This window comes from Roseomonas sp. CECT 9278 (genome assembly GCF_918698155.1).
GTDB lineage: Bacteria > Pseudomonadota > Alphaproteobacteria > Acetobacterales > Acetobacteraceae > Neoroseomonas.
Genome location: NZ_CAKKLX010000104.1, coordinates 1 through 3,028, shown reverse-complemented (window position 1 = coordinate 3,028; position 3,028 = coordinate 1). Strand labels below are relative to the sequence as shown.

Genomic DNA, 3,028 nt, shown 5'->3' with positions numbered 1-3,028 from the left:
GTGGCGGCGCGGGCGCGCGCGGGCCCTCGGTGCGGCCGGGCTTCGTGGCGGGGCGGCGGGGCGGGCGTGGCTCATCGCGCGGCGTCGGCGCGGGAGCGTCCCCGGCGGGGCGTCGGGGCTTGCGGCCGCCCGGGGGCGGGGCGCCCTTGGGGCGGTTCGGTGTGCGGCCATCGGGCCGCCGCGGGGGGCGTGGCATGGGCGCATCCTGCGTCTCGCGGGGCATCTGTCCAGCCTGCGTCCGGCAACCAAGGCGCGTGGCCGGCGTTCCAACCCCTGCGGGCGACCCAGGCGCGCCGCCTTCGGGCCGGCGCGAGGGCGTCCCGCGCACACCGCGCCGGGGTGCCGGCGCCGAAACAAAGGGTTTGGTCATGGCAAAATCGGACAAGCAGGCGCGCGCGGGCGCCGCCCGGGTGGTCGGCGCGGAGACCGGCGCGGCCGGCGAACTGCACCAGACCGCCAGCGCCCCCGACCAGCGCATCACGACGAATCATGGCGTGCCGGTCAGCGACAACCAGAACTCGCTGAAGGCCGGCGCGCGCGGGCCGACGCTGCTGGAAGACTTCGTGCTGCGGGAGAAGATCCAGCACTTCGACCACGAGCGCATTCCCGAGCGCATCGTCCATGCGCGCGGGTCGGCCGCGCATGGCTATTTCGAGCTGACCGACAGCCTGGCGGACGTCACCACCGCGCGCATCCTGACCGAGGTCGGCCAGCGCACCGAGGTCTTCGTGCGCTTCTCGACCGTCGCGGGCGGCGCGGGGTCGGTGGACACGCCACGTGACGTGCGTGGCTTCGCGGTGAAATTCTACACCACCGAGGGCAACTGGGACCTGGTCGGCAACAACATCCCGGTCTTCTTCATCCAGGACGCCATCAAGTTCCCCGACCTGGTGCATGCGGTGAAGATGGAGGCCGATCGCGGCTACCCGCAGGCCGCCAGCGCGCACGACACCTTCTGGGATTTCGTGGGCCTGATGCCGGAATCGATGCACATGATCATGTGGGCGATGTCCGATCGCACCATCCCGCGATCGCTGCGCATGATCGAGGGCTTCGGCGTGCACAGCTTCCGGCTGATCGGCGCCGAGGGCCGCGCCACCTTCGTGAAGTTCCATTGGCGCCCGAAGCTCGGCACCCAGTCCACCTGCTGGGACGAGGCGGTGAAGATCGCCGGCGCCGATCCCGACTACCACCGCCGCGACCTGTACGAATCGATCGCCGCCGGCGACTTCCCGGAATGGACCCTGGCGGTGCAGCTGCTGACGCAGGAGGAAGCGGACGCGCTGCCCTTCGACATCCTGGACGCGACCAAGCTGATCCCGGAGGAGACGCACCCGCTGCGCGTGATCGGGCGCATGGTGCTGGATCGCAACCCGGACAATTTCTTCGCCGAGACCGAGCAGGTGGCCTTCCTGCCGTCCAACCTGCCGCCGGGCATCGATGTGTCGGAGGACCCGCTGTTGCAGGGGCGGCTGTTCTCCTACCAGGACACGCAGCTCTCCCGCCTGGGCACGGTGAATTTCCACCAGATCCCGATCAACCGCGCCAAGGGGTGCCCCTTCCAGAACTTCCAGCGCGACGGGCAGGTGCAGACCCAGGTCTTCCAGGGCCGCGCCAACTACGAGCCCAACAGCCTGGCGGAAGCGGGCGAGGACGGCGGCCCGCGCGAGGACCCCAAGGGCGGCTTCCGCAGCTTCCGCGCCCCTGTCGAGCACGCCAAGGCGCGGCTGCGCGCCGAGAGCTTCGCCGACCACTACAGCCAGGCGCGGCTGTTCTACCGCTCGCAATCCGAGGTCGAGCAGGCGCATCTTGCCAGCGCCCTGGTCTTCGAATTGTCGAAGGTCACGCTGGAGCATGTCCGCACCCGCGTGCTGGCGAACCTGGTCAACGTGAACCCGGCGCTGGCCGCGCGCGTCGCGGATGGGCTGAACGCCCCGCTGCCCAAGGCCAGCCCCCCGGCGGCGCCGGTGCTGGACATGGAGCCATCCGCCGCGCTGCGGATCATCGGCAAGTATCCCGAGACGCTGGAGGGCCGCGCGATCGGCGTGCTGGTGACCGACGGCGCGGATGGCGCGGTGGTCGATGCCGTGGTGGCGGCCGCCCAGGCGGCGGGGGCCTCGGCGAAGATCGTCGCGCCGCGGATCGGCGGCGTGAAGCTCAAGGGCAACCGGCTGCTGAAGGCTGATGGGCAGCTCGCCGGGACGCCCTCGGTGCTGTTCGACGCGGTGGCGTTGGTGGTCTCGGCCAAGGGCGTGGAATCGCTGCTGGCCGAGGCCGCGGCGGTCGACTTCGTGGCGGCCGCCTTCGCCCACCTGAAGGCGATCGGCTTCACGGCGGCGGCGCGCCCGCTGCTGGACAAGGCCAATGTGCGCGACGACGAGCGGATCGTCGCGATCGACGAGGCGGATGACGCCTTCATCCGCCTGGCCGCCGGGCGCCAGTGGGACCGCGAGCCGGGCCTGCGCATGCTGGCCTGACGGCAGGCGCGGCGGCGGGGCAGGGCCCGGCGCCGCGCCGATCGTTGACAGCGCGCGTCCCATGCGGTTAACCCCGCGCGCTTCCGCCGGCCATCAAAAGCCAAGCGGCTGCGGAGGGGTGCCCGAGTGGCTAAAGGGGGCGGACTGTAAATCCGCTGGCGTACGCCTACGTTGGTTCGAATCCAACCCCCTCCATACCGCCGCCCGGGGCCTCCATATGCCGGGCGCGGGGCTGGGTTTTGGCAGGTCAGCGCCTCGCGGCGCGGGTGTAGCTCAATGGTAGAGCCCCAGCCTTCCAAGCTGGTTGTGCGGGTTCGATTCCCGTCACCCGCTCCAGCGAAGCGTGGATTGGGTTTCCGGGCGTCGTCGCAGCGGCGGCGTCCCCTGGTTGGCAGACATCGTTCGGAACGAGGACGCGGGACACCATGGCGAAGGCGAAATTCGAGCGTAACAAGCCGCATGTGAACATCGGCACGATCGGGCATGTGGACCATGGCAAGACGTCGCTGACGGCGGCGATCACCAAGGTTCTGGCCAAGGCGGGTGGTGCG

2 protein-coding genes and 2 tRNA genes are annotated in these 3,028 nt (G+C 70.7%); all 4 read left to right on the top strand.

The features are described 5' to 3' along the window. Positions 1-368: 368 nt before the first annotated feature. Positions 369-2,477, top strand: a complete 2,109-nt coding sequence (locus tag LQ222_RS26085) for a catalase (protein ID WP_230169795.1) — start codon at positions 369-371, stop codon at positions 2,475-2,477. Between the two features lie 112 nt (positions 2,478-2,589). Beyond that, positions 2,590-2,672, top strand: a tRNA-Tyr gene (locus LQ222_RS26080). A 67-nt stretch (positions 2,673-2,739) separates the two neighbouring features. Next, a tRNA-Gly gene (locus LQ222_RS26075) sits at positions 2,740-2,813 on the top strand. A gap of 89 nt (positions 2,814-2,902) precedes the next feature. Continuing rightward, positions 2,903-3,028, top strand: a 126-nt coding sequence (locus LQ222_RS26070) for a GTP-binding protein (protein WP_230169796.1), incomplete at its 3' end; no start/stop codon positions are given.

Bases quoted from the DNA above. Each gene is read 5' to 3' on its own strand.
- LQ222_RS26085 (WP_230169795.1), top strand. From the start codon at position 369: ATGGCAAAATCGGACAAGCAGGCGCGCGCGGGCGCCGCCCGGGTGGTC.